General features: G+C 57.0%; 1 protein-coding gene. It reads right to left on the minus strand.

Going from position 1 to position 1,164, the window contains the following annotated elements:
• Nucleotides 1-50: 50 nt before the first annotated feature.
• On the minus strand, nucleotides 51-1,164 hold a 1,114-nt coding region (locus ABUA47_RS24395), incomplete at its 5' end, for an ATP-binding cassette domain-containing protein (protein ID WP_349832245.1).

Consider the following 1,164-nt stretch of genomic DNA (forward strand, 5'->3'; position numbering starts at 1 on the left):
CATTGTCTATATTTATATTTAGGCTCGGATAATGCGGATTTCACGGATTTTCAGTCGGCGGTTCGCACGGCTTGACGAGCCAGTTGTTGGAATACATCGTCCATCGTAGTGGCATTGAACTGCCGTTTCAGCTCCCCGGGAGTGTCGAGTGCACGGATGACGCCGTCTACCATGATGGAGATGCGGTCGCAATACTCCGCCTCGTCCATAAAGTGGGTGGTGACAAAGACGGTGATGCCCTCGTCGGCAGCCTGGTAAATCAGCTCCCAGAACTGGCGGCGCGTGGCAGGGTCCACCCCACCCGTAGGCTCATCCAGAAAGACAATCTTGGGACGGTGGAAGATGGAGACGGAGAAGGCCAGCTTCTGCTTCCAGCCCAGCGGAAGGCTTTTCACCAGTGTATCCCGTTCCTTTTCCAGCCCGAGGCGGAGGAGCAGCTCATCCGTCTTGGGGGCAATCTCCGCTTCGGGGATGCCGTAGATACCGGCAAAGAGGCGGATATTCTCCCACACCTTGAGGTCTTCGTAAAGGGAAAATTTCTGGCTCATGTAGCCGATGTTCTTCTTCACTTCTTCGGGTTGGGAAGCCACATCGAAACCTGCCACACATGCCTTGCCGCCGGTGGGGCGGCTAAGTCCCGTAAGCATGCGCATGGCGGTGGTCTTGCCTGCCCCGTTGGCTCCCAGGAAACCGAAAATCTCGCCCCGATGGACTTGGAAGGAGATGTGGTCTACAGCGGTGAAATTACCGAACCGCTTGGTCAACCCTTCCACCTCAATCACCTTGTTTTCGTGGTTTTCCACCCGTTCGTGCTGCAAGCCCGGAGGGCAGAGGATGCCCGCAAAGCGTGTCAGGATACGGTCGGGGGTATCGATGCCTTTTAGCTCTCCTTCGTTGATGAAGGCGATGCGGTCGCATTGGCGCGCTTCGTCGATGATGGGGGTGGAAGCAATGATGGTGATACCCTGCTCCTTCAGTCGGCGAAGCATTCCCCAGAATTCCTTGCGGGACACGGGGTCGACGCCCGTAGTGGGTTCGTCCAGAAAGAGGACATCCGGTTTATGGATAAGGGCACAGCTAAGGGCGAGTTTCTGCTTCATGCCGCCGGACAACGCTCCGGCGCGGCGCTTGCGGAAAGGTTCTATCTGCCGGTAAATGTCGCGC

Origin of the sequence: Bacteroides sp. RTP31139st1_H2_RTP31139_211217, assembly GCF_040227615.1 — a bacterium.
In the GTDB taxonomy this organism is placed as follows: Bacteria; Bacteroidota; Bacteroidia; order Bacteroidales; family Bacteroidaceae; genus Bacteroides; species Bacteroides uniformis.